Source organism: Paraplanobispora takensis (genome assembly GCF_016863195.1).
GTDB classification, from domain to species: Bacteria; Actinomycetota; Actinomycetes; order Streptosporangiales; family Streptosporangiaceae; genus Planobispora; species Planobispora takensis.
Genome location: NZ_BOOK01000018.1, coordinates 74,834 through 97,864 on the forward strand (window position 1 = coordinate 74,834; position 23,031 = coordinate 97,864).

A 23,031-nucleotide genomic window follows, 5' to 3' on the forward strand; every position below is an offset into this window, starting at 1 on the left:
GGCGAGCCGCCGGCTGAGGCCGCCGCCGTCCCGGCCGATCAGTCCGGCCGCCGTCCGGCCCCCGTCAGGGACACGGCGGTCAGGAAGGCGGCCAGGAGGAAGGCGGCGGAGAGCAGGAGGGCGGCAGAGTAGCCGAGGGGGAGGATCAGACCGCAGGCTCCCACGCCCAGGGCTCCGGCGAGCATGCGCAGCGACTGGAACAGGGTCATGGCCCGGCCCATCACCTGCGGGCCGATGCTCGTGAACGCCGCCACCTGGACCGCCGTGACCGCCAGGCCGAGGACCAGGCCCACCGCGAACATGATCGCTCTCAGTGTCCACGGGCCGGGGGCGGTCAGGGCGAGTACGGCGAACAGGACCACGCCGCCGAGCAGGCCGAGCGCGGTCACCCACTGTTCGCTCCATCGGGCGCAGGCGCGGTCGACTGCGAACCCGGCCGCCATCAGCCCCAGCGCCTCCGGGAAGACCACCAGCCCGGCGTCCGCGGCCGAGGCGCCCAGCGCGTCCTGGTACATCAGCGGGAAGGCGAACAACATGCCCATCAGTCCCGCCGCGGCCAGGGACGCCGTGACGGTGCCGCGCAGGAAACCGCGGTCGGCCAGCACCCACGGGGCCAGCAGCCCGATGAGTCCGGACCGGCCGGCTCCGGGGGATCCCGACGTCGTGCCAGGCTCCGGGGCCGGGGCGTCGGCCGTGTCCGGTCCCGGGGCCGTGCCGGCCGGTACGGGCTCCGAGTCCTCCGCCGTGGCGGGTACGGCCCGCAGGCCGCCCGCGGCCACGAGGCCCAGCAGCACCGCCGCCACCCCGAAGGGGAGGTTGATGAAGAACGCCCACCGCCAGGAGAGGTGCTCGGTCAGCAGCCCGCCCAGGACCGGGCCGAGCACGGGCGCGAGAGCCGTCGGCACCACGATGTAGCGCGACAGGCGCATGCGCTCCCCCGGCGGGTACGCGGTGAAGAGCACCGTCATCCCGGCGGGGGTCAGCACCCCGCCGCCGACCCCCTGCACCACCCGGAACGCCACCAGGGACTCCAGGTTCCAGGCGATCCCGCACAGGGCCGAGGCCGCCGTGAACAACGCCACCGCGCCGAGGAACACCCGCGCCGCGCCGTACCGGTCGCACAACCACCCGGAGACCGGCATGACCGCCGCGAGGGTGGCCAGGAACGCCCCCTCCACCAGGTTGGAGGCGGCCGGGGTCACGTCGAGGTCGGCGGCGATGGCGAACAGGGCCGGGTTGACGATCGTCGCGTCCAGCCCGTTCATGCACATGGCGACGACGTAGACGGTCAGTACGGCCCAGCGCGCGGGCGACCGGGTCCCCGACGGGTCCGATCCTGCCGGGCCGGGGACCGTCCGGCCCCATGAGACTGTGGGACCGGACGTCTCCGCGGGGCCGGAATCGCCGGTCCGGAAGGGTTCACGGACGGGGGCGGCTTCGCTCACCGGGTCAGGCTCCGGGGCCGCAGGTCGGTCCAGTGGGCCGCGACGTAGGCCAGGCAGGCGGCCCGGAGGTCGGGGCCGAAGCGGGCCGTCCAGCCGGAGGGGACCTCGGCGAAGGACGGCCAGATGGAGTGCTGCTCCTCGTCGTTGACCAGGACGAGGAACTCGCCGTCGGGATCGTCGAAGGGGTTCACGGGGTGGTCTCCTCGAGTCTGGCCGTGACGATCGCGCCGATCTCGGCGATCGGTCCCGGCCGGGTCATGTCCTTGTGGCTGCACGCCACGTCGTGGTTGTCGATCACGCCGCCGACGTGGGGCCGCCAGGTCTCGGCGGTGAGGGCGTCGTCGATCGTGTCGACGGTGGCGCGGAAGAACAGCACGTCGCCGTCGAACACCCGGGTGTCGAGGCCGCGCACCAGGTGGTTGGTGTTCAGGTAGAGGTCCCGCAGGGAGCGGAGGGTCTCCACCGGCAGGCCCGCCAGCGGGCTGCCCTCGCGGCGCAGCACCCCGATCGCGTCCTCCAGGGTGGAGGCGGCGTCCGGGGCGAAGCCGCCCATGGTGAGCAGCGCCTCCAGCGCCTCGGCCTCGTCGGAGACCGGCAGGTCCCGCAGTCCCTCGGCCGGATAGGCGTCCAGGACCGCCAGCAGCGCGACCTCATGCCCGGCCAGGCGCAGCTGCACGGCCATCTCCTGCGCGATGACGCCGCCGGTGGACCAGCCCAGCAGGTGGTACGGCCCGGCCGGCTGGACCGTCCGCAGCTGCTCGACGTAGTCGGCCGCCAGCTCCCGCAGCGAGGCGGGCAGCGGGTCGTGGCGGGCCTGCAGGCCGTAGATCGGCCGGTCGGGGACGTGCCGGATCAGGCCGCTGTAGCACCAGCTCAGCCCGCCCGCCGGATGCACGCAGAACAGCGGGGGCCGGGAACCGGACTCGCGCAGCGGCAGCAGCACCGCCAGCGGGTCGGTCCGGGAGCCGCTCTCGGTGAGCGCGGCGAGCCCGGCGGGGGTGGGCGCCTCGAAGAGCGCGCCGATGGTCGCCTCGGCGCCGAGCACCTCCTTGATCCGCGAGACCAGCCGTACGGCCAGCAGCGAGTGCCCGCCCAGGTCGAAGAAGCCGTCGTCGGGACCGACCCTGGGCAGGTCGAGGACCTCGGCGAACAACTCGCAGAGCGTCTCCTCGCGCGGACCGGCCGGAGGCCGTCCCTCCCCGGCGGCCGCCGCGGGCGCGGGCAGCGCCTTGCGGTCGAGCTTGCCGTTGACGGTCAGCGGCAGCTCCGCCACCTCGACGATCGCCGAGGGCACCATGTGGTCGGGCAGCGACCGGGCCGCGAACCTGCGCAGCTCCGCCGGGTCCGTGACGCCCTGCCCGGCCGCGGCCTCCCGCGTCCGCGGAGCCTCCGGGGCGGCGGGCACGACGTAGCCGACCAGGCGCTTGTCACCGGGCCGGTCCTCGCGGACGATCACCGCGGCCTGGGCCACCGAGGGGTGGACCAGCAGCGCGGCCTCGATCTCGCCCGGCTCGATCCGGAACCCGCGGACCTTGACCTGCTGGTCGGCGCGGCCGACGTAGTCCAGGACGCCGTCCGGCCGCCGGCGGGCCAGGTCGCCCGAGCGGTACATGCGGGAGCCGGGCGGGCCGTAGGGGTCGGCGACGAAACGCTCGGCGGTCAGCCCGGGACGCCCGAGGTAACCGCGGGCCAGGCCGTCCCCGGCCACGTACATCTCGCCCACCACTCCCGGCGGGACCGGCTGCAGGGCGTCGTCCAGCAGATAGACCCGCAGGTCGGGGATGCCCCGGCCGATCAGGCTGCCCTCCCGGTGGTCCGGGGAGAGCGGCATGTGGGTGACGTGCACGGTCGTCTCGGTGATGCCGTACATGTTGACCAGCAGCGGGGCGTTCGGCGCCGGACCCGGGCGCGAGGAGTACGGTCGGCGGGCGTACCACCCGGCCAGCCGGGACAGCTCCAGCGCCTCCCCGCCGAACACCACGTACCGCAGCGCCAGCTCGCGCCCGTCGTCGGCCGCGGCCAGCTGGTAGAAGGCCGAGGGCGTCTGGTTGAGCACGGTGACGCGCTCGCGCTCCAGCAGGGCCAGGAAGTCCTCGGGGGACCTGCTCACCTCGTGGGGAACCACGACCAGGCGCCCGCCGTACAGCAGCGCCCCCCACAGCTCCCACACCGAGAAGTCGAAGGCGTAGGAGTGGAACAGCGTCCACACCTCGTCCGGGCCGAAGCCGAACCAGTGGTCGGTGGCCGACAGCAGCCGGACCACGTTGTGGTGCGAGACCATCACGCCCTTGGGGCGCCCGGTCGAGCCGGAGGTGTAGATGACGTAGGCGGCGTTGCCGGGATCCAGCGACCGCTCGGGGTCGTGGTCGAGCCAGTCGCCGAGGTCGGCCAGCCAGCCCTCGTCCACCACGCAGACCGGTCCGGCGTCGGCGACCATGTAGGCGAGCCGGTCGGCCGGGTAGGTGGGGTCCAGCGGCAGATAGGCCGCCCCCGCCTTGACCACCGCCAGCAGCGCGACGACCAGGTCCGCCGAGCGGGGCAGCGACAGCGCCACGACGGCCTCCGGCCGCGCCCCGTGCGCGATGAGCTTGTGCGCCAGCCGGTTGGCCCGCGCGTTCAGCTCGGCGTAGGTGAGGTTCTCCACGGCGATCGCGTACGGCGTGCGCCGCGCCTGGGCCTCGAACAGGTCCGGCAGGGTCGCGCCGGGCTCGCTGACCAGGTCGCCGTTCCACTCCTCGATCAGCGTCCGGCGCTCGGCCTCCTCCAAGATGTCGATCCTGCCGATCGGCGTGGAGGGGTCGGCGACGGCCTGCGACAGCAGGCGCACCAGCCGCCCGGCGACGCCGCGGGCCGTGGCCCGGTCGAACAGGTCGGTGCTGTACTCCAGGAAGCCCGTGCCGGTCGTGTCGAGGTTGAGGGTCAGGTCGAACTTGGCGGTGCCGGTGTGCACGACCTCCACCCCCGGGGCGGGGGCGTCGGTGTGCACCAGCATCACCTGGAACAGCGGGTGCCGGTTGCGGGCCCGCGGCGGGTTGAGGACCTCCACCAACCGGTCGAACGGCAGGCCCGCGTGGTCGAAGGCGGCCAGGTCGGCGGCCTTGACCCGCTCCAGCAGCTCGGCGAAGGACGGGTCGCCCGAGGTGTCGGCGCGCAGCACGAGCGTGTTGACGAAGAACCCGACGGCGTCGTCCAGTGCGCTGTCCTCGCGGCCCGCGACCGGCGTGCCGACCGGGATGTCCGTACCCGCGCCGAGCCGGGTGAGCAGCGCCGCGAGCGCGGCGTGCAGCACCATGAAGACGCTCGTGCGGCTCGTGCGGGCCAGCCCCTCGACCGCGGCCATGAGATCGGGGTCCAGCGTGAGGGGGATCGTGCCGCCCGCGCCGCTCGACACCGCGGGCCGCGGGCGGTCGGCCGGCAGCTCCAGCCGGTCGGGCAGGTCGGCCAGCGCCGCGGTCCAGTGGCCGAGGTCGGCGTCGGGCAGCTCGCGCTGCCAGAGCGCGTAGTCGGCGTACTGCACCGGCAGCGGCTCGAAGGCGGGGGCCGTGCCCGCCCGGCGGGCCTCGTAGGCGGCCAGCAGGTCGCGCACGAGCGGACCGGTGGACCAGCCGTCGCCGGCGATGTGGTGCAGGACCATCATGAGCACGTGCTCCTGCGCGCCCAGCCGCAGCAGGTGGGCGCGGAACGGGGGCTCCTGCGCCAGTTCGAACCCGCGCCGCACGATCGTCCGCATGGCCTCGGCCGGGTCGTCGGGCTGCCAGACCGGCAGGGGCACCGGTCCCGGGTCCAGGATGTGCTGGCGGGGCACGCCGTCCCGCTCGGGGAAGACGGTGCGCAGGATCTCGTGCCTGGCCACGACGTCACCGAGGGCGGCGCGCAGCGCGTCGCGGTCCATCGGCCCGTCCAGCCGGACGGCGAGCGGGATGTTGTAGGTCGGGTTCGGGCCCTCGATCCGGTACAGGAACCACAGCCGGGCCTGCGCGGACGACAGCGGGATCTCCTCGGGCCGGGTACGGCGCCGCAGCGCGGGCCGCACGGCGTGGCCCTCGGGCAGCCGGGCGGCCAGCCCGGCCGGCGTGGGCGTCTCGAAGATCGAGGCGATCGGCACGCGGACACCGAGCGACTCCCGGACGCGCACCGCCAGCCGCGCCGCGAGCAGCGAGTGGCCGCCCAGCTCGAAGAAGCCGTCGTCGGCGCCGACCCGGGGCAGCCCGAGCACCTCGGCGAAGAGCGTGCACAGCGCGCGCTCCACGGGACCCTCGGCCTCCCGTCCCGGTCGCGCGGTCACCTGCGGGTCGGGCAGCGCGGCCCGGTCCAGCTTCCCGTTCGGCGTGCGCGGCAGCGCCTCCAGCCAGGTGATCGACGAGGGCACCATCCCGGCGGGCAGCCGTACGGCGGCGAACTCCAGCACCTCGGCGGCCCCGTCCGGCGTCTCCGCGGCCGGGACCGCGTAGGCGGCCAGCCGCTCCCCGCGTACGGCCACGGCCGCGGCGGCGACGCCGGGGTGCTCCTCCAGCACGGCCTCGATCTCGCCGGGCTCGATCCGGACGCCGCGCACCTTGACCTGGTCGTCGGCCCGGCCGAGCAGCTCCAGCCGCCCGGCGGCGGTCCAGCGGGCCCGGTCGCCGGTCCGGTACAGGCGGGAGCCCCCCGGGCCGGCCACGAACCGCTCGGCGGTCAGTTCCGGGCGGCCCAGATAGCCCAGGGCCAGCCCGTCCCCGGACAGGTACAGCTCGCCCGCGACGCCGGGCGGGGCCGGCTGCAGGGCGTGGTCGAGCACGTGGGCGCGGGTGCCGGAGGTGGGCCCCTCGGTGCCGTCGCCGAGCCAGGTGTAGGCGTCGACGGCGGCCTCGGTGGGACCGTAGTGGTTGACCGCGAGGGTGCTCTCGCGGAGCCTGCGCCACAGGGACTCCGGTACGGCCTCGCCGCCGACGACCACGATCCTGGGCGGCGCCGCCAGCAGGGCGGGCATCTCCTTCAGGTGGGACGGGGTCAGGTCGAGATAGTCGATCCCGCGCTCGCGGACGTAGGCGGTCAGCGCGTCGGGGTCGCGGTAGGTGTCGTCGTCGAGCAGGTGCAGCTCGTGCCCGCCGATCATCCAGAGCACCGGGTCGAGGGAGGCGTCGAAGGAGAACGACGCGGTGTGCGCGACCCGCAGCCGCTCGCCCGCCGGGAACAGCCGCTCGCGGTGGCCGGCCAGAAGGGCGGCCAGACCCCGGTGGGTGGCCACCACGCCCTTGGGCCGCCCGGTCGAGCCGGAGGTGTAGATGACGTAGGCGGGGTCGTCCGGGCGGGGGAGCGCGAGCACGCCCGTGTCCCGGGCGCCGCCGGTTCCGGCCGCGTTCCAGGCGCCGGACACGAGGGCGCCGCCGGTTCCGGCCGCGTTCCGGGTGCCGGGTGCGAGGGCCTCACCGGTGTCGGGGGTGCTCTCGGCGGCGATCCACTCGGGGGTGACCACGATCGCCGGCCGGGCGTCGGCCAGCATGAACTCCCGCCGGTCGGCGGGATAGGCGGGGTCGATCGGCAGGAACGCCGCACCGCTCTTCAGTACGGCGAGCAGTGCCACGACCAGGTCGGCCGAGCGGGGCAGCTCCAGCGCCACGATCCGGCCGGGGCCCGCGCCCCGCGCGAGCAGCCGCCGGGCCAGCCGGTCGGCCCGCCCGCCCAGCTCCCCGAAGGTCAGCGACTCCGTCCCGCAGGTCAGCGCGGTCTCACCGGGCGTCAGCCGGATCCGCTCGCCGAGGACCTCGACCACGGTCGGCGGGACGGGCGGGACCGCGGCGGCCCGGGCGCCGGTGAGCTCCACGGGCCGTGATCCCGTAGGCCGTGACTCCGCGAGCGGCGAGTCCGTGAACCGGGATCCCGGGGGCAGGGCCGCCTCGTCGTCCTCGGTGAGCAGGGACAGCCGGCCGATCGGGGTGTCCGGCGGGGTGAGGGCCAGGGAGGTCAGGAACCGGGCCAGCCGGCGGGCGTGGACGGCGAGGTCCTCGCGCGAGTACAGGGCGGCGTTGCCGTCCAGTTCGAGGGTGAGCCGGTCGCCGTCGAGCAGGAGGGCGACGGCCAGGTCGTCGACGGGGCCGGCGGCGAGGTTGCGGACCGCGGCCGAGGCCCCGGCGAACTTCACGTCGGCGCCGAAGGGCTTGATGTTGAGCAGCGGGCCGAACAGGGCCCGCGAGCTCCCGGACAGGCCGAGGTCGCGGCGCAGGTCCTCGATCCGGTAGCGGGAGTGGCGGCGGGCCTCGGCGACCCGCCGGGCCGCCTGGCCGACCAGGTCGCCGAGCCGGACGTCCGGGCGCACGCCGAGCCGCAGGGGCAGCACGTTGACCGTCAGGCAGGGCACCCGCAGGGCGGCGCCGGAGCGGTTCATCAGCGGCAGGCCGATCAGGACGTCGGTGGTCCCGGTGAGCCGTCCGAGATAGACGGCCAGCCCGGCGGCGGCCACGTCGGCCCAGGTCGCGCGGGCCTCGCGGGCGAGCGGCTCCCAGTGCCCGGTGGCGGGCAGCGCCTCGCGGTGCCGTACGACCTCCCGCGCGGACATCGCCGGCACCCCGGCCAGGCCCGCCGGCTCGGGGGCGCCGGCCATGCGGTCGAGCCAGTAGGCGCGGTCGCGCGCGTGGCGTTCGGAGTCGCGGTAGGCAGCCTCCTCCTCCAGCACGGGCAGCAGGCCGCCGAACGGGCTCGGCCCGGGCGGCAGGCCCTCCACCAGCGCGCTGTAGATCTCCGCCACCCGGTCGACCAGCATCGTCAGCGCGTAGGCGTCGATCAGGATGTGGTGCGCGCGCAGGTACCAGACGAAGTGGTCCTCGGCCAGGCGGATCAGGGCGTGACCGGACAGCGGGCCGGTCACCACGTCCACCGGCGTCCGCACGTCGGCGCGGATCCACTGCCCGGCCGCGGCCTCGGGGTCGGCCTCGCCGCGCAGGTCGAGGACGGTGACGGAGTCGCGCAGCGAGTCGCACTCCGGCAGGTACTGGGCGGGCTCCTCGGTGAAGCGCAGGCGCAGCGGCTCGGCCTCGGCCAGGCCGCGCCGCAGCGCGCGTTCGAGCACGGCCGGGTCGACGGGACCGCGGATGTCGACGCGGTCGGCGGTGTTGTAGACGGGGTTGTCCGGGTCCAGCCGCTGGGCGAACCAGATCCCCGCCTGCGCTCCGGTGAGCGGGAACGTCTCGGAGGGCGGGCCCGCGAACCCGGCGGGCAGGGGGGCGACGCCCTGCCCGCCGGGGGCGCTCCCCGTCCCGGCGGGCGCGGGGGTCTCGGATCTCATCCCAGCAGCTCCGCCCAGGCCGCGACGGTGGGCTTCTCCACCAGGTCGGGGAAGCCGATCTCGCGGCCATCGCGGCGCCAGCGCTCGATGAGCGTCATCACCCTGATCGAGTCCAGCCCGGCGTCGATGAGGTTCTCCTCGAAGCCCAGCTCCTCGGGGTCGACGTAGAGCAGCTCGGCGATCTCGGCGCGCAGCCGTACGGCCGTCTCAGACACCGGCCACCTCCTGGGCGAGCGCCCGGCTGACCTGCCGGGTGGTGACGGTGACCGCGCAGCGCTCGGCGGCGTAGGTGAGCGCCATGCGGTGGTGGTCGGCGGAGAAGTCGGCCACGGCGTCGGCGACCACGAAGGTCTGCACGTCGCGCATGAACGCCTCGCAGGCGGTCATCAGCACGCCGATGTGCGCGTAGATCCCGCAGATGACGAGCTGGTCGCGGCCCTGGGCGGCCATCAGCTCGGCCAGGCCGGTCCGCTGGTAGGCGCTGTAGCGCCACTTGGTGAGCAGCACGTCGCCCGGGCGCGGGGCGAGCTCGTCGACGATCTGGGCCTCCTGCGGGTCGTGGCCGATGCCGCCGCCCCAGAAGTCCAGCAGCAGGCCGCGCTCCTCGGTGCTCTGCCCGCCGGGCTGCGCCGAGTAGACGACGGGCACGCCGAGGTCGGCGCAGCGCTCGCGCAGCGCCAGGACGTTGGACATCAGCTCGACCAGCGGCGACTGCCCGGGGGTGAAGGCGCGCAGGAAGTAGTTCTGCATGTCGTGGACGAGCAGGACGGTACGGCGCGGGTCCGGGCGCCACCCGACCCGGTTGGCGGGCAGGTCGCTCGGCATCGGGTACGGCTGGATCGGGGGGATCGCCATGATCGTCATGTCCTTTCGCGGAGGTGGCGCTTGCTGACCTTGCCGACCGCGGTCTGCGGGAAGGCGTCGACGAACTCGAACCGGTCGGGGATCTTGAATGCGGCGATGCCGCGGTCGCGCAGGAAGGCCCGCAGCTCGCCCTTGGCCGGAGCCTCGCCCTTGCAGATGAGGTAGGCGCAGGAGCGCTCGCCGAGATAGGGGTCGGGGACGGCGACCACGCTCGCGTCGTGGATCGCCGGGTGGGCCAGCAGGTGGTTCTCGATCTCCTCCGCGGCGATCTTGTCGCCGCCCCGGTTGATCTGGTCCTTGGCCCGGCCCTCGACGACGAGGTACCCGTCGGGCCTGCGCCGGACGATGTCGCCGGTCCGGTAGAAGCCGTCGGGGGTGAAGGCGATCTTGTTGTGCTCCTCGGCCCGCCAGTAACCGCGGATGGTGTACGGCCCGCGGGTCAGCAGGTGGCCGTGGTCGGTCTCGCGGTCGTCGTCGTCCACGATGAGGATCTCGTCGTCGGGCGAGATGGGGCGGCCCTGGGTGGAGACGACGACCTCCTCGGGGTCGTCCAGCCGGGTGTAGTTGACCAGTCCCTCGGCCATGCCGAAGACCTGCTGCAGCGTGCAGCCCAGCTCGGGCCCGACCCGTTTGGCCGCCTCCGCGCTGAACTTCGCCCCGCCCACCTGGAGCACCTCCAGACTGGACAGGTCGTGCCCGCCGTTCGCGGCGGCGTCCAGCCAGACCAGCGCGAGCGGCGGGACCAGGGCGGTGATGGTGACCCGCTCCCGTTCGACCAGCGGGAAGCAGGTGCCGGGGCTGGGGTCGGGCGCCATGACGCTGGCGGCCCCCGCGCTGAGCGCGCCGAACACTCCGGGCGAGCTCATCGGGAAGTTGTGCGCGGCCGGCAGCGCGCACAGGTAGACGCTGTCCGGGGTCAGCTCGCAGATCTCCGCGCTGGCCCGGAAGCTGTAGATGTAGTCGTCGTGGGTCCGGGGGATCAGCTTGGGCAGGCCGGTGCTGCCGCCGGACAGCTGCAGGAACGCCACGTCCCCCGGGGAGGGCTCGGGCAGCTCGACCGGGTCGGCCTCGGGCAGTTGCCCCAGGACGAGGGCGGGGGTGTCCGGGGCCAGCCCCCGGTGCTCCTCGTCGGGGCAGATGTAGGCGACGGCCTCGGTGAACTCGCAGAAGTAGGAGATCTCCGCGGAGCGGTGCGCCGGCAGCGCGAACACCGGCCAGGCGCCGATGCGGAACAGCGCGAAGCAGACCTGGTAGAACTCGGGCACGTTCGGCAGCTGCACGACGACGCGGTCGCCGCGCCGGACGCCGAAGGCGTGCAGTCCCGCGGCGAGCCGGTCGGCCCGCTCGTCCAGGTCGCGGAAGCTCCAGCGGGCGCCGGAGGCCCCGTCGACCAGCGCGGGGCGGGAGCCGTACCGGGCGGCCAGGTCGCCCAGCATGCGCCCGAAGGTCTCTGCCCGCCAGTAGCCGGCGGCCCGGTAGCGGGCGGCGACGTCCTCAGGCCAGTGCATCGCCGCTCACCCCCAGCGCGTGCAGCATGGTGCGGAACTTGGCGGAGGTCTCGGCGAGCTCGCGGCCGGGATCGGAGCCGATCACGATGCCGGCGCCCGCGTACAGCCGCAGCGTGCGCTCCGCCACCTCGGCGCAGCGGATGGCCACCGCCCACTCGCCGTCGCCGGTCGCGTCGGTCCAGCCGACCACGCCGCTGTAGAAGCCCCGGTCGAACGGCTCCAGCTCCTCGATCGCCTGCCGGGCCGCTTCCCGGGGCGTCCCGCACACGGCGGGGGTGGGGTGCAGCGCGCGGGCGAGGGCGAGGGCGGGGACGTCGGGGTCGCGCAGCACGCCGGTGACGCGCGTGGACAGGTGCCACATCGTCTCGGTGGAGGTCAGCTCCGGCGCGGCGGGCACGTGCAGCTCGGCGCAGTACGGCTCCAGCGCCCCGGCCACCGCGTCCACCACCAGGCGGTGCTCGTGCAGGTCCTTGGCCGAGGCGGACAGCGCCTCGGCCCTGCGGCGGTCCTCGGCGGGGTCGGCGCTGCGGGCGGCCGAACCGGCCAGCGGGTTGGAGATCACACTCCGTCCCCGGCGGGAGACGAGCAGCTCGGGGCTGGCGCCGACGAGCGCGCGCCCGCCGGGCAGCGGGGCGGCGAAGCAGTGGCCGTGACCGAGGAGGGGGCGCAGCAGGGCGTGCGGGTCGAGGGGGCCGTCGGAGACGAGTTCGAGCGTCCTGGCGAGTACCACCTTGTCGAGGCGACCGGCCTCCATGTCCTCCAGCGCGCGCCGTACCGCCTTGAGGTAGTCGTCGGGATGCGGGACGGGCCGCATCCGCCAGCCGCCGGGCCCGGAGGCCGCGGCCGGGGCGCAGGGTCCCACCGGCCCCGACCAGGAGGCGGCCTCCGGGACGATCAGGCCGGCCGCGCCGCCGAACCCGATCGCCCCGGCCGCCACCTCGTCCGGGCCGAGCGCCGTGGCCACCCGCTCGGCCAGGGTGGCGAGGTCGCCGCCGACGACGGCGCGCGTGCCGCGGGTCAGCAGCGTGCCGCCGGATGAGGAGAAGAACACCGACTCGCCGTGTTCGTACCCCGCGAGGGGGTCCACAGCGGTTGTCAGCAGTGGCATCGAAATCCAATCTGGTCAGGCGCGGAGAGTCGCGCCACCGTCCACCAAGAGGTCGTGCATGGTGATGTGCCTGGCCCGGTCGGAGGCCAGGAAGAGCACGGCGTCGGCGATGTCCCGGGGGTCGGCGACGCGGCCGAGGGGGATGCCGACCCGGAAGGCGGCGGGGTCGCCGCCGAGGGTGGCCTCGCGCGCGCCGGCGGGGTCGGTGCCCTCCCACAGGGCGCGCAGCATGGAGGTGTCGGTCGAGCCCGGCGAGACCACGTTGCAGCGGATCCCGTGGCGGGACAGCTCCAGCCCCAGGCACCGGGTGAACATGGACGCGGCCGCCTTGGAGGCGGCGTAGGCGGCCATGCCGATCCTCGGCACCGAGGCGGCGTTGGACCCCACGGTGACGATCGCGCCGCGCCGCCGGGGGGTCATCCGCCGGGCCACCGCCCTGGACACGTGGAAGACACCGTCGGCGTTGACCGCGAAGGTCTGCCGCCACCGGTCGTCGGCGGTCTCCTCGACCTGGCCGGGCAGCAGCACGCCGGCGACGTTGACGAGGATGTCGACCGGTCCCAGGTCCCGTTCCACGGCCGTGACCGTCTCCTCGACCGCGGCGGGGTCCCGGACGTCGAGGGCGTACGGCACCGCACCCCCGGACGCCGCGTCCCCGGGTGCCGCGTTCTCGGATGTCGCGTCCCCGTCCGCCGGTCGCGGTGCCGGGGCCGCCTCCCGTCCGGTCGTCCACAGGTCGGCGGCGGCGACCCGCGCCCCCGCCTCGGTCAGGGCCTCGCACACCGCCGCCCCGATGCCTCGCGCCGCGCCGGTCACCAGGGCGACCCGGCCTACGATCCCGTCCACTCCTCGCCTTCCGCTCAAATTAGGTAAACCTAAATTAGGTTAGCCTTGCCTAATTTGATACGTTCACGATGATCTGTCAAGCCGGATCTCTGACAGGTGGGCTCCGGTGCTGGTGAGGGCGTGGGTAAGCGATCCGGCGCGCGGAGAACGGCACGGGGAGAGGTGTCGGAGCTGCTCGTGAGGGGTGAAGCGGCCGCCCGTAAAGCGGGTTACGGGCGCCTGCTGTCCGTGCGTTCCGTCCGCGCCGCCGAGTCGCGCGCGGGAGCGGCCGGGGAGGACGGCAGGGAGAGGCGTTCCTGCTCCTCCTGGACGATCCGGCGGGCCAGGGACTGCTCGGAGATGTCCACGGCGTCGGGGGTGGAGGCGGCGACGTCGCTGTGACGGGCGTAGTCGTCGAACAGGCGGGTCTTGGTGCCGAGGATCTCCAGCATGCGCTGGTCGACGCTGTCGGCCACCAGCAGGCGGTGCACCTGGACCTTGCGGACCTGGCCCATGCGGTGGGCCCGGGCCACCGCCTGGCTCTCGATGGTCGGCTTGACCTGGGGCTCGCAGAGGATCACGACGGAGGCGGCCTGGAGGTTGAGGCCGATCCCGCCCGCCTGGATCTGGCCGAGCAGCACCGCGTGCCCGGACACGGAGGTGAAGTCGTCGATGATCTGCTGCCGCCGGGCGGGGGTGACGTCCCCGGCGATCGGCCCGTGCGCCCGCCCGCCGAGCGCCTGGCCGACGACGGCCAGGACGTCGCGGAAGTGGGAGAAGACCACGACCTTCAGGCCGTTGGCCGCCGCCTCGGACACGAGCTCGCGCAGCCGCTGCAGCTTGGCCGACTTCTCGGGCACGGCGTAGGCGGCGCGGCGCATCGCCATGAAGTTCCCCGCGGCCACGGCCTCGCGGTAGGCGGTCAGGTCCGCCGCGCTGAACTCCTCCCACTCCTCCACCTCGACCAGGTCGGGCAGCTCGGTGAGGACGTCCTGCTGGTTGCGGCGCAGGTAGACCGGGGCGACGGTGCGCCGGAACGTCTGGGGGCCCGTCAGGGTGTTGTTGCGCTGGACGTCGGACAGCAGGCCGGGCCGCAGGTGGTCGACCAGGTTGCGGAACTCCTCGACGCGGTTCTCCATCGGGGTGCCGGTCAGGAAGAGCACCCGGCCGACGCGCTCGCACCAGGCGGCGACGGCGCGGGACCTGCGGGTCTGCGGGTTCTTGACGTAGTGCGCCTCGTCGACCACGAGCATCCCGACCGCGACGCCCGCCGGCACCTCCAGGCGGTGCAGGGTGTCGATCGTCGTCACGGCGACGCCGCCGGTGCGGATCCACTCGGCCAGGGCCGCGGTCCGGTCGGAGCCGTGCACGGGATAGGCCCGCAGCCCGCTGCGGTTCTCGATCTCCCGCATCCAGTTGATCAGGACGCTGGCCGGGCAGGCCACCAGGAAGTGCGTCGCGCCGCGGGCCCGCAGGTGCGCCAGGGCCGCGACGGCCTGCACGGTCTTGCCGAGCCCCATCTCGTCGCCCAGGATCACCCGGCCCTGGGCGAGCGCGAAGCGGGCGCCGAAGGACTGGTATCCGCGCAGGGAGACCCGCAGATGGGTGTCGTCGAGCTCCTGCGCCTTGACCCGCGAGGCGATGTCGCCGGGCAGGAAGCCCTCGGCGGCGGCCCGGTCGGGCTCGGAGGCGGCGATCTCGCCGAGGAGGCCGTAGTACTCGGGGGCGCGCAGCTCGAAGTCGATCCACGCCTCGTCCTCGGAGGGCAGGGGGCGCAGCAGGTCCGTGGCGGCCTGGGCGAGGAGCAGTTCGAGACCGTTCTCCCGCGCCTCGTCGAGTACGGCGCCGATCCGGGGCACGGCCTCGCGGGCCCGCTGCCTGCCCCTGCCGCCGGCCAGCAGCATCCGCAGCCGCCCGCCCGCCGGTCGCGCGAGGGGGAGGAGCGGGGCCAGCGTCCTGCCGAGCGTCCCGGCGGCCTCCCGCGCCCGGGCCAGGTCGGGGCCCGCCGTCACCAGGCGGTGCAGGGCGACCACCAGCGCGGAGGTCTCGGGGTCGCGCCGGTCGACGTCGATCCGGACGGAGACGGCCTCCTCCGCCGCCCGCGCGATCTGCCCGGCGGCGGCGTGCACCTGGCTCGCGGTGCGCGCCCCGATCCCCGGAAGGAGCTGGAGCTCGTACGGCGTGGCGTCCAGCACGCGCAGGACCGTCCCGTAACCGGCCTGCTCCAGGGCCCCCAGCCGGAGCCGCCCCCCGGTGACGTCCTTCAGCCGCGCGACGGGGATCGAGCCGAGCTCCTCCCGGGCCCGGCCGGTCCGCAGCCGGGCCACCACCTCGCGCACCGCGGCGCGGGCCCGCTCGTCGTCGTCCAGCAACCCGCGGGCCGCGGCGAGCAGCGCGTCGGCCTTCGACAGCAGGGCTCTGACCTGGCGGGGCGCGAGCGGGTCGGTCCTGTGCACGGTCGCGTCCACGCCACACCCCTTCTCCGCCCGCCGGCCGGACATTCGAAAATGTTACCGATCGGGCCCCTGTGAGTGGTGAAACGTGGCGATATGGCCATCACGATCAGCGCCGTCACGCCCCGTCGAGCGAGATGGGGAAGGAGACCGGGCCGCCGGAGGTTCGGACGGTCACCGTACCGCCGGAGCAGGTGATCTCCGGCTCGCCCGCGCCGGGGACGATCAGGGTCAGCACGGCCCGCGCCGGAGGGGACAGCACCGTCGCCACCCGCGCCGTCCTGAGGTGCCCGGTCGCGATCTCCCGATGCTCCACCGTCTGGCCGCCGACCGGCAGGCCCGAGGGGAACGCGAGCTGGGCCAGGGTCACCCGCCAGTCCCCGTCGGCCAGCACCACCCGGCCGCCGCCCTCGGCGACCACGGTGAGCGACGGGGCGAAGTGCCACAGGCTGCGCAGCGCCGATCCGGCCGGGACCGCGTCCAGCACGGCCATCAGGTCGGCGCCGTGGCCGACCAGGACGGTGCGGGTGCGGCCGACGCCGTAGGCCTCGTCGGTGAGCCGGTAGCACTGCCGGTCCGCAGCGACGGACGAGCTCACCAGGCGCGTCGCCGTACCCTCCCGGAAGTCCGCGCCCACCACGACGGGGACGTTGTGCGCCTGCGGGGAGATCGTCCACTTCCGGTACGGCGTGCGCTCGTAGGAGTGGAAGCCCGCCTCCACCAGGACGTCCCGGCCCTGGGCCCGGTAGGTGACGCCCAGGTGGTCCTCGTGGCCGTGGAGCCTCCGCCCCGGCCCGAACCTGATCGAGTAGTACGCCGAGCCCGGGTCGTCCCAGGCGGTCCTGCCGAAGACGTAGCCGGCGTCGAAGACCTTCACCGTGTCCTCCGGGCGCGGGAGGCCCGGCGGGCGGGTGCCGGCCGGGCTGTCGCCGATCGGGACCATGCGGCCGTCGGGCTGGGTGGCGTGACCGATGTAGGTCTCCAGCGACCGGCGCCGGGCGGCGAGACCGGGCGGGACCGCGGCCCCGCACCGCTCGATCGTCTCCAGCGCCACGCCGAGCCGCCGGTGGACGTAGAGGCCGTAGCGCGGCGCCTGCTCGTGCAGCACGCCCTGCGCGTCGATGGAGATCTCCGCCGACCTGGTCATCCGCCGGATCGCCAGGTCCCGCCAGGGTTCGTGACCGAGGCGGCAGCCGACGGTCAGCAGCGCGATGTCCTGGTCGAGGCCGTGGTTGTGCCCCTCCCTGTACCGTGCGGGATCGGCCAGGATCCCGCCGTGCCGCAGGAGGCTGTCGCGCAGCCAGGCGGCCCGGACGTGCGCGCTGAGGCACACCAGCGCCGGGGCCCGCAGCGCGACGGGGTGCTCGGCCCAGGCCCAGGGACTCACGCCCTTCCCGCCGAGGGGGTTGCTCCGCACCCAGTCCGCGGCGACCGCGGTGGCCCGGTCGAGGAACTCCCGTCTCCCCGAGCGCTCGTACTCCGCCACCAGGCCCGCCATCCAGCGCAACGCGTGCAGGTTGAGCGCCCAGGAGCGGCTCAGGTGCGGATCGGCCCGCCAGTCGACGTCCCCGGTGCCCAGCTCCACGGGCGGGAGGCCGGCGAACGCGACCCGGCCCCGCATGATCTCGGCCGCCTCGACCGCGGGGAAGCCCCCGGCCACGCAGATCGCGGGCCCGTCGCCGGTCGGGGACGGGAAGGCCGGGGACGGGAGGGCCGGGGGCGGGGGTAGGGCGGGCCGCCCGGCGGCGGAGGCGAGCAGTGTGGCGATGCGCCTGAACAAGCACTTGCTCCAATCAACGGCGTGGAAGGCTCGGGCGCCCACCGGACGCGGGCATGGGTCACCGCGGCAACGGCGTGCGCGGGGCGGTGGAGGGCCCGTGGGGGTCCGCGCGGAGAGGGGTTACGGGAGAGCGGGAGGGGCCGGTTCGTCGTCCGTCCAGCCCGCCGACAGGACCACCTCGACCCGCTCGCCCGTGCTTCCCGGCAGGCCGGTGAGGGTGGAGGACAGCACCTGGGAGTCGCGGGGATCGATGATCAGCGTCCTGCGTACGGCCCCGTCGGCGCGCAGGCCGAAGGAGAACGCCGCACCCCGGCGGCCCCGCTCGTCGGAGGCCTCGCCCAGATAGCGGACGTTCGGCAGGTCGGCCAGGGCCCGATAGGCCGCCGCCCGCACGGCCGGCGGCGACGGCTTGCTCCACAGCAGGCCGCTGAGCGCGTCGGCGACCATCCCGTCGAGCGCCCCGGCCTCCGGGTTCCCCGGACCGGCCGTGTCCTCCGGCTTCCCCGGACCGGCCGTGTCCTCCGGCTTCCCCGGACCGGCCGTGTCCTCCGGCTTTCCAGGACCGTCGTCCGCGGTCCCGGCCGTCGTGGCCTCCTGCCGTACCACCGCGCTCACCCAGTCCTTCAGCGCCGCGGCGTCGGACGGGAGCCGCTGGATCTGCTCGAAGGTCAGCTCGCGGCCGGCCATGCTGAACGGAACCTTGCCGGTCGCCGCCTGGAGCCGTCCCTTCTGCGGGGCCGCCGACAGCACGGATCCCCGGCTCGACCAGGCGGCGGGGGAACCGTCGCGCCGCCAGGCCGCCTCGTCGGCCGCGCTCCGCGGCTGCGCCCCCAGCGCCCGGGAGCCCGACCAGACCCGGCCGTCCCCGGCCACCCACTGCTCGGTGAGGCGCGACTCCACCAGCCAGTAGCGGTTGGCGCCCCGCCCGAGCCGCTCCGGGTGCGTCTCCCGGTACAGCTTCCTGACCCGCCAGTACGCTCCGCCCACCGCCGGTTCGGACGCGGCCGTGGTCGCCGCCGCGAGCAGGACCGACCGCCCGGAGACCGTCGTGACCGGCGCCCGGGACCCCGGCGCCTGGGACCCTGCTTCCTGGGACCCCGGCCTCTGGGACCCCGGCCTCTGTGATCCCGAGGCGTGCGATTCCGCGGGCCCGGTCCCCGGCGTACCGGCCGTTCCCGGGATCACGACCACGACCGCCACCGTCACCGCCGCGGCGAGCCCGGCCACGGCCGGTGCCCACGGCAACCACGGACGGCGCCGCCGCCGGGCCTCGGCCTCCACCCGGGCGCGCACCCTGGCCTTGAGGAACGGGTCGGCCTGCGGCTCGCCGTACAGCTCACGGAGGGCTTCGACCTCATCCACGGGCGGCCTCCTGCGGGTCGAGCATCGGGTTGCTGCCGCCCAGCGCGGCACGCAGCTTCTTCCTGGCCCGGCTCAGCCGGGAGCCGACGGTGCCGTACGGGATGTCCAGGGCCGTGGCGATCTCCTCGTGGCTCAGCCCCGCCAGGGCGACCAGCAGCACCACGTCGCGCTCTCGCCGGTCGAGCCCCGCCACGGCCGCCGCCAGGCTCGGCCGCAGGCTCTCCGCGCTGACCCGCGCGGCGACGCGCTCCTCGTGCCCGGGGGCGTCGGCGTCCGGGCCGTGGCGCCCGAGCGCCCGGAGGGTGCGCACCTCGACGCGGCGGTGCCTGCCGACGAGGTTGGTGGCGATGCCGTACAGCCACGCCCGCACGCTCGCGCGGGCCGGATCGTAGGACGCCCGCTTGCGGAAGGCGGTCAGGAAGGTCTCGGCGACGATGTCCTCCGCGTGGTCGGGCCCGAGCCGCTGGGCGACATAGCGGTGGATCTCCCCGAAGTGACCGTCGAAGACCGCGCCGAACCGCTCGGGATCGTCGAGCGAGCCGAACCCGGCCATGACATCCTCCCCGAACTCCCCGAACTCCCCGGCCCCCGTGTCCTGCCGGTCCTGCACGCCCTGCCCGGCCCGGGGCAGCGCGGTCACGATGGTCTCCCCGTCATGGACACCCTCTCGAAAGCCAACGGCGGTCGTCTCTTATCACCCGATCCGCCGGATCGCTTTCACGATGCCCCGACCACCCTCCCGCAGCCGCCGCCCCCGCCGGCACCGCCCCCCGTCCCCCGTCCCGGAGCGTTTTCATCCTGAGCAGCGGCCCTCTTCGATGAGTCGCAGGATGAGGATGGCCTGGACGATCGCGGTGGCGCGGCGTGGGCAGCAGCGGAGCGGACCAGCACCTTCCACGCCTTCAGGGTCGCGGCGGCGCGTTCGCCGATCGCCCGGATGCGGGCGGTGGGCGCGGATCAGCTCGACCAGGCGGACAAGGGTGCGGCCGGCAGCGGAATCGCGGCACGGTAAGACAGCAACGAGGCTTGCGGTTGGGGCATCGGATCTTGGTCGACTGCTGTCTTACCGGGAGCCTCATCTCACCTCGACCCAGCTGCCCTGCGCCCACACTGACCGGCGCCGTCAGGTTGAAAAGGGCTCCCGGAAGCGACGAGGCGGCGCGGGCGGCCGAGGCGGGGCGGCAGGCGGAGGCGCGGCGGCTCGCGGACAAGATGTGGAGCTACTGCGACGTGCTCCGCGATGCCGGTGTCTCCGCGATCGACTACGTCGAGCAACTCACCTACCTGCTCTTCCTCAAGATGGCCGACGAGCGGGCCAAACTCCCCGCAGCCCTCGGCGGGGAGCGGATCCTCCCGGAGGGAATCAGCTGGGACGCCCTGAAGCGGCTGAGCGGAGACAGGCTGGAGAACACCTACCGGCACTTCCTCGCCGAGCCGGCCGAGGAGGAGGGCACCCTCGGGGTGGTCTTCCGCAAGGCGCAGAACAAGGTGCAGGATCCGTCGCTGCTCAAGAAGCTGATCGTCGACCTCATGGACAACGGGACCTGGGGACGGCAGGGCACCGACATCAAGGGCGACGCCTACGAGCAGCTCCTCGCCCGGAGTACGACCGACATCAAGTCCGGCGCGGGACAGTACTTCACGCCCCGGGCGCTCATCACCGCCATGGTCGACTGCATGCGGCCGACCCCCGAGGACACGGTCATCGACCCGGCCTGCGGGACCGGCGGCTTCCTCCTCGCCGCCAACGACTACGTCCGCGAGCACCACAAGAGCCTGACGCCGGGTCAGCGGCGGCGCCTGACGCACGGGGAGGCGTTCCGCGGCGTCGAGCTGGTGGACGGCACGGCAAGGCGACCCGCGACGACATCGCCTATGACCGGCAGGACTTCTGGGAGACCACCACCGACAAGCAGCTCAACTTCGTCCAGCACATCGCCCGGCGGTCGCCGGCTGGAGCAGCTCAAGGTGGGAGCCTTCGATGTCGGTGACATCTATCGAGCCGCCTGGGTGCAGGCGGTGGCGGCGCTCGACCATTGGGTGCATCAGGAGATCTACAGTCGTGCCGTACAGCTGGCACAGCAGCCGGGGGTCGAGCGGCCGGACCGGTTCAACAGGCTCCAGATCCCGATGGAGCTGTTCGAGCGGATCCATCATCACCAGGCGTCACTGGGAGAGGCGTTCCGGGAGCATCTGGAAGCGACGCTCGGCTACGTCTCCTACCAGAACCCAGACAAGATCCAGCAGGGATTTTCGCATGTCGGCAATGTCAAGCTCTGGCAGAAGGTGGCGAAGATCCTTACCGAGCAGCGGGCCGACGGCCAGCAGATCACCGGTGAGACGGTGGTCCAGAAGCTGAAGGCCATCGCTGCCCGCCGGAACAAGATCGCCCACGAGTCGGACCGTGACCCGTCCACCCCCACCGGCCGACGGGCCATCACGGCGGCCGAGGTTACCGACACCATCACCTGGCTGGAGATGATCGCCGCCGCCATCCTTGTCGCCTTGGGCGATACCTGACGTTGTCATGCAAATCGGGCATCCGGGGAAGAACTACCTACCGTCCTTGCAATTAGGAATCGACAGGAATCTCCACTTGCCTAGAGTTGTTGATCGATGACAGATCGTGACGCGACAGGGCGAAGGATCCTTGGCCTGATGTTCGAAAATATTATCGATCCGACTCTCCTCGGGTAGTCGTCGACCAGCGATAATGGAGCAGACCCCCATGCTCACGAGATGGAGAGCGGGAACGGTTACGGTAGGCGTAAGCGGAGAAGGAGGCGGCGCCATGGCGCATGTGCAGGACGTCGCGGCCTACATCCTTGGCAGGGTCGGCCCGATGACGGCCATGAAGCTCCAGAAACTCTGCTATTACGCCTACGGCTACCACCTCGCCTGGGAAGGCCGCCAACTGTTCCCCGAGCGCTTCGAGGCATGGGCCAACGGTCCCGTGGTCCCCGCGCTGTATGCCAGGCATCGCGGCCGGTTCCAGCTCGGCAAGGGCGACATCGTGGGCAACCCTCAAGCGTTGGATCCGGGCGAGCGTGAATCGGTCGATCTCGTCCTTGAAGGGCTCGGCGGTCATACCGCTCATACCCTCTCTCAGATGACTCATCGGGAACGGCCGTGGACGGCCGCCCGCGAGCGTGCCGGTGTGGGACCGCTCGACCGTACCAATGAGCAACTGGACGACAACGAGATCGCTGAGTTCTTCGAAGCGCTTCTCGCGGCCGATGGGGAGGAAGGCTAGCAAGAAGGTCTCCGCCCGGCATGTCTCCATTCAGGAGGCGGGGAAGCGATTCGTCCCGCCTGCGGTGCTGCCGGGTACGGAGACCTCCAACACGCGTATCTGCTGGTGTTTCTGCCATGTCGATCACGACAGCCATCCTCTTCCGCCGGCGGATCGCCGTACCCGACCGTTCCGGGCACAGAATGTCGGGTCCGGCGGGATGCGGCTCGCCTAGCGTGGGCGCACGGGAGGACTGAGTGCTGGAACGGCTGAACGGGGCCATGGAGTACATCGAGCAGCATCTCGATCGGCAGATCGAGACGGCCGAGCTCGCGCGGATCGCCGTCACCTCGGAGTACCACTTCCGGCGGCTGTTCTCCGCGCTGGCCGGGATCCCGCTCTCGGAGTACATCCGCCGCAGGCGGCTCACCGTGGCCGGGGCGCAGGTTCTCGCGGGCGAGGAGACGCTGCTCGACATCGCGACGCGGTACGGCTACGGCTCAGGTGAGGCGTTCGCCCGCGCCTTCCGCGCCGTGCACGGAGTCGGCCCCGGCGAGGCCCGGCGGTCCGGCGCGGCGCTGTACTCCCAGCCACGGATGTCCTTCCGCCTCATCGTCGAAGGGAGCAGCGGTATGCGATATCGGATCGTGGAGAAGGAACGGTTCCACCTGGTGGGCAGGAAGGCCCGCGTCCCCCTCGTCCACGAGGGGATGAACCCGGCGATCGTCGCTTTCGTCCGGAGTATCGATCAGGAGACCCTGCGACGATTGGAGAGCCTCTCCGACCAGGAGCCCCGCGGGATCGTCAACGCGAGCGACAACCTCGCCGACAGCCGTGCGGAGGGTACGGAGCTGGACTACTACCACGCCGTGGTGACCGGCGCCGACGCGCCCGAGGACATGGAGAGCCTCACCGTCCCGGCGGGGACGTGGGCGGTCTTCGAGAGTTCGGGGCCGTTCCCGCAGGCGCTCCAGTACCTCTGGCGGGACGTGTTCACGCAGTGGTTCCCCTCCAACCCGTACCGGAGCAGGCCCGGCCCCGAGATCTCGCGCACGCGGCTCTCGCCGGACGGCAAGGAGGCGGAGGCCGAGATCTGGATCCCTGTGGAGCCGATCGGGAAGTGATTGCGGGGGTGCGCCTCGTCAAGCGAGGCGCACCCCCGTGGCGTCTCCCACCCCCCCGTGTTCAGCCGG

The 23,031-nt window shown here is 73.6% G+C and carries 15 protein-coding genes and 1 pseudogene; 3 read left to right on the forward strand and 13 right to left on the reverse strand.

All coding sequences use genetic code 11. The features are described from left to right. Positions 1 to 38: 38 nt before the first annotated feature. The 13 genes and pseudogenes from Pta02_RS13855 to Pta02_RS13915 form a co-directional block, all read right to left on the reverse strand. Positions 39 to 1,445 carry an MFS transporter gene (locus Pta02_RS13855; RefSeq protein WP_203875196.1) on the reverse strand — a complete coding sequence of 469 codons (1,407 nt, stop codon included), beginning with the start codon at positions 1,443 to 1,445 and terminating at the stop codon, positions 39 to 41. Further along, positions 1,442 to 1,636 (reverse strand): MbtH family protein, encoded by a 195-nt coding sequence (locus Pta02_RS13860; RefSeq protein ID WP_203875197.1) that lies wholly within the window; start codon positions 1,634 to 1,636, stop codon positions 1,442 to 1,444. Before Pta02_RS13860 ends, Pta02_RS13855 begins: the two co-directional genes overlap by 4 nt. Further along, a complete protein-coding gene (locus Pta02_RS13865) occupies positions 1,633 to 8,706 on the reverse strand; it encodes a non-ribosomal peptide synthetase (protein WP_203875198.1) in 7,074 nt (2,357 codons plus the stop codon). Before Pta02_RS13865 ends, Pta02_RS13860 begins: the two co-directional genes overlap by 4 nt. Beyond that, a complete protein-coding gene (locus Pta02_RS13870; protein WP_203875199.1) occupies positions 8,703 to 8,921 on the reverse strand; it encodes a phosphopantetheine-binding protein in 219 nt (72 codons plus the stop codon). The genes Pta02_RS13865 and Pta02_RS13870 overlap by 4 nt, the downstream gene beginning before the upstream one ends. Beyond that, entirely contained in the window at positions 8,914 to 9,561 is a 648-nt protein-coding gene (locus Pta02_RS13875; protein ID WP_203875200.1) for an isochorismatase family protein, read from the reverse strand. Before Pta02_RS13875 ends, Pta02_RS13870 begins: the two co-directional genes overlap by 8 nt. Positions 9,562 to 9,566: 5 nt before the next feature. Continuing rightward, positions 9,567 to 11,078 (reverse strand): (2,3-dihydroxybenzoyl)adenylate synthase, encoded by a 1,512-nt coding sequence (locus Pta02_RS13880; RefSeq protein ID WP_203875201.1) that lies wholly within the window; start codon positions 11,076 to 11,078, stop codon positions 9,567 to 9,569. After that, the gene (locus Pta02_RS13885) at positions 11,065 to 12,186 is read right to left on the reverse strand and encodes an isochorismate synthase (protein WP_203875202.1); all 1,122 of its coding nucleotides are present in this window, start codon (positions 12,184 to 12,186) and stop codon (positions 11,065 to 11,067) included. The genes Pta02_RS13880 and Pta02_RS13885 overlap by 14 nt, the downstream gene beginning before the upstream one ends. Before the next feature lie 15 nt (positions 12,187 to 12,201). Next, complete coding sequence (locus tag Pta02_RS13890) at positions 12,202 to 13,032, reverse strand: 2,3-dihydro-2,3-dihydroxybenzoate dehydrogenase (protein ID WP_203875203.1); 831 nt, start codon at positions 13,030 to 13,032, stop codon at positions 12,202 to 12,204. A 209-nt stretch (positions 13,033 to 13,241) separates the two neighbouring features. Next, positions 13,242 to 15,479 (reverse strand): DEAD/DEAH box helicase, encoded by a 2,238-nt coding sequence (locus tag Pta02_RS13895; protein ID WP_239130480.1) that lies wholly within the window; start codon positions 15,477 to 15,479, stop codon positions 13,242 to 13,244. A gap of 103 nt (positions 15,480 to 15,582) precedes the next feature. Further along, entirely contained in the window at positions 15,583 to 17,244 is a 1,662-nt protein-coding gene (locus Pta02_RS13900; protein WP_239130487.1) for a heparinase II/III domain-containing protein, read from the reverse strand. 120 nt (positions 17,245 to 17,364) lie between these two features. Next, positions 17,365 to 18,606 (reverse strand): hypothetical protein, encoded by a 1,242-nt coding sequence (locus Pta02_RS13905; protein ID WP_203875205.1) that lies wholly within the window; start codon positions 18,604 to 18,606, stop codon positions 17,365 to 17,367. Beyond that, positions 18,599 to 19,246: an RNA polymerase sigma factor gene (locus Pta02_RS13910; RefSeq protein WP_307837466.1), complete on the reverse strand. Its 648-nt coding sequence runs from the start codon at positions 19,244 to 19,246 to the stop codon at positions 18,599 to 18,601. Before Pta02_RS13910 ends, Pta02_RS13905 begins: the two co-directional genes overlap by 8 nt. A gap of 153 nt (positions 19,247 to 19,399) precedes the next feature. Further along, positions 19,400 to 19,551: pseudogene (locus Pta02_RS13915) on the reverse strand (IS5/IS1182 family transposase); the annotation flags it as partial. A gap of 267 nt (positions 19,552 to 19,818) precedes the next feature. Here Pta02_RS13915 and Pta02_RS13920 point away from each other — a divergent pair. From Pta02_RS13920 to Pta02_RS13930, 3 genes are all read left to right on the forward strand, one after another. Then, on the forward strand, positions 19,819 to 21,126 hold the full coding sequence (locus tag Pta02_RS13920) for an N-6 DNA methylase (protein WP_275423579.1): 1,308 nt from the start codon (positions 19,819 to 19,821) through the stop codon (positions 21,124 to 21,126). A gap of 271 nt (positions 21,127 to 21,397) precedes the next feature. Next, positions 21,398 to 21,859, forward strand: coding sequence for a Panacea domain-containing protein (locus Pta02_RS13925; RefSeq protein ID WP_203875207.1), 462 nt, complete (start codon positions 21,398 to 21,400; stop codon positions 21,857 to 21,859). A 236-nt stretch (positions 21,860 to 22,095) separates the two neighbouring features. Further along, a complete protein-coding gene (locus tag Pta02_RS13930) occupies positions 22,096 to 22,962 on the forward strand; it encodes an AraC family transcriptional regulator (protein ID WP_203875208.1) in 867 nt (288 codons plus the stop codon). Positions 22,963 to 23,031 lie beyond the last annotated feature (69 nt).

Bases quoted from the DNA above. Each gene is read 5' to 3' on its own strand.
- Pta02_RS13865 (WP_203875198.1), bottom strand. From the start codon at position 8,706: ATGAGATCCGAGACCCCCGCGCCCGCCGGGACGGGGAGCGCCCCCGGC.
- Pta02_RS13875 (WP_203875200.1), bottom strand. From the start codon at position 9,561: ATGGCGATCCCCCCGATCCAGCCGTACCCGATGCCGAGCGACCTGCCC.
- Pta02_RS13880 (WP_203875201.1), bottom strand. From the start codon at position 11,078: ATGCACTGGCCTGAGGACGTCGCCGCCCGCTACCGGGCCGCCGGCTAC.
- Pta02_RS13885 (WP_203875202.1), bottom strand. From the start codon at position 12,186: ATGCCACTGCTGACAACCGCTGTGGACCCCCTCGCGGGGTACGAACAC.
- Pta02_RS13920 (WP_275423579.1), top strand. From the start codon at position 19,819: ATGTGGAGCTACTGCGACGTGCTCCGCGATGCCGGTGTCTCCGCGATC.
- Pta02_RS13925 (WP_203875207.1), top strand. From the start codon at position 21,398: ATGGCGCATGTGCAGGACGTCGCGGCCTACATCCTTGGCAGGGTCGGC.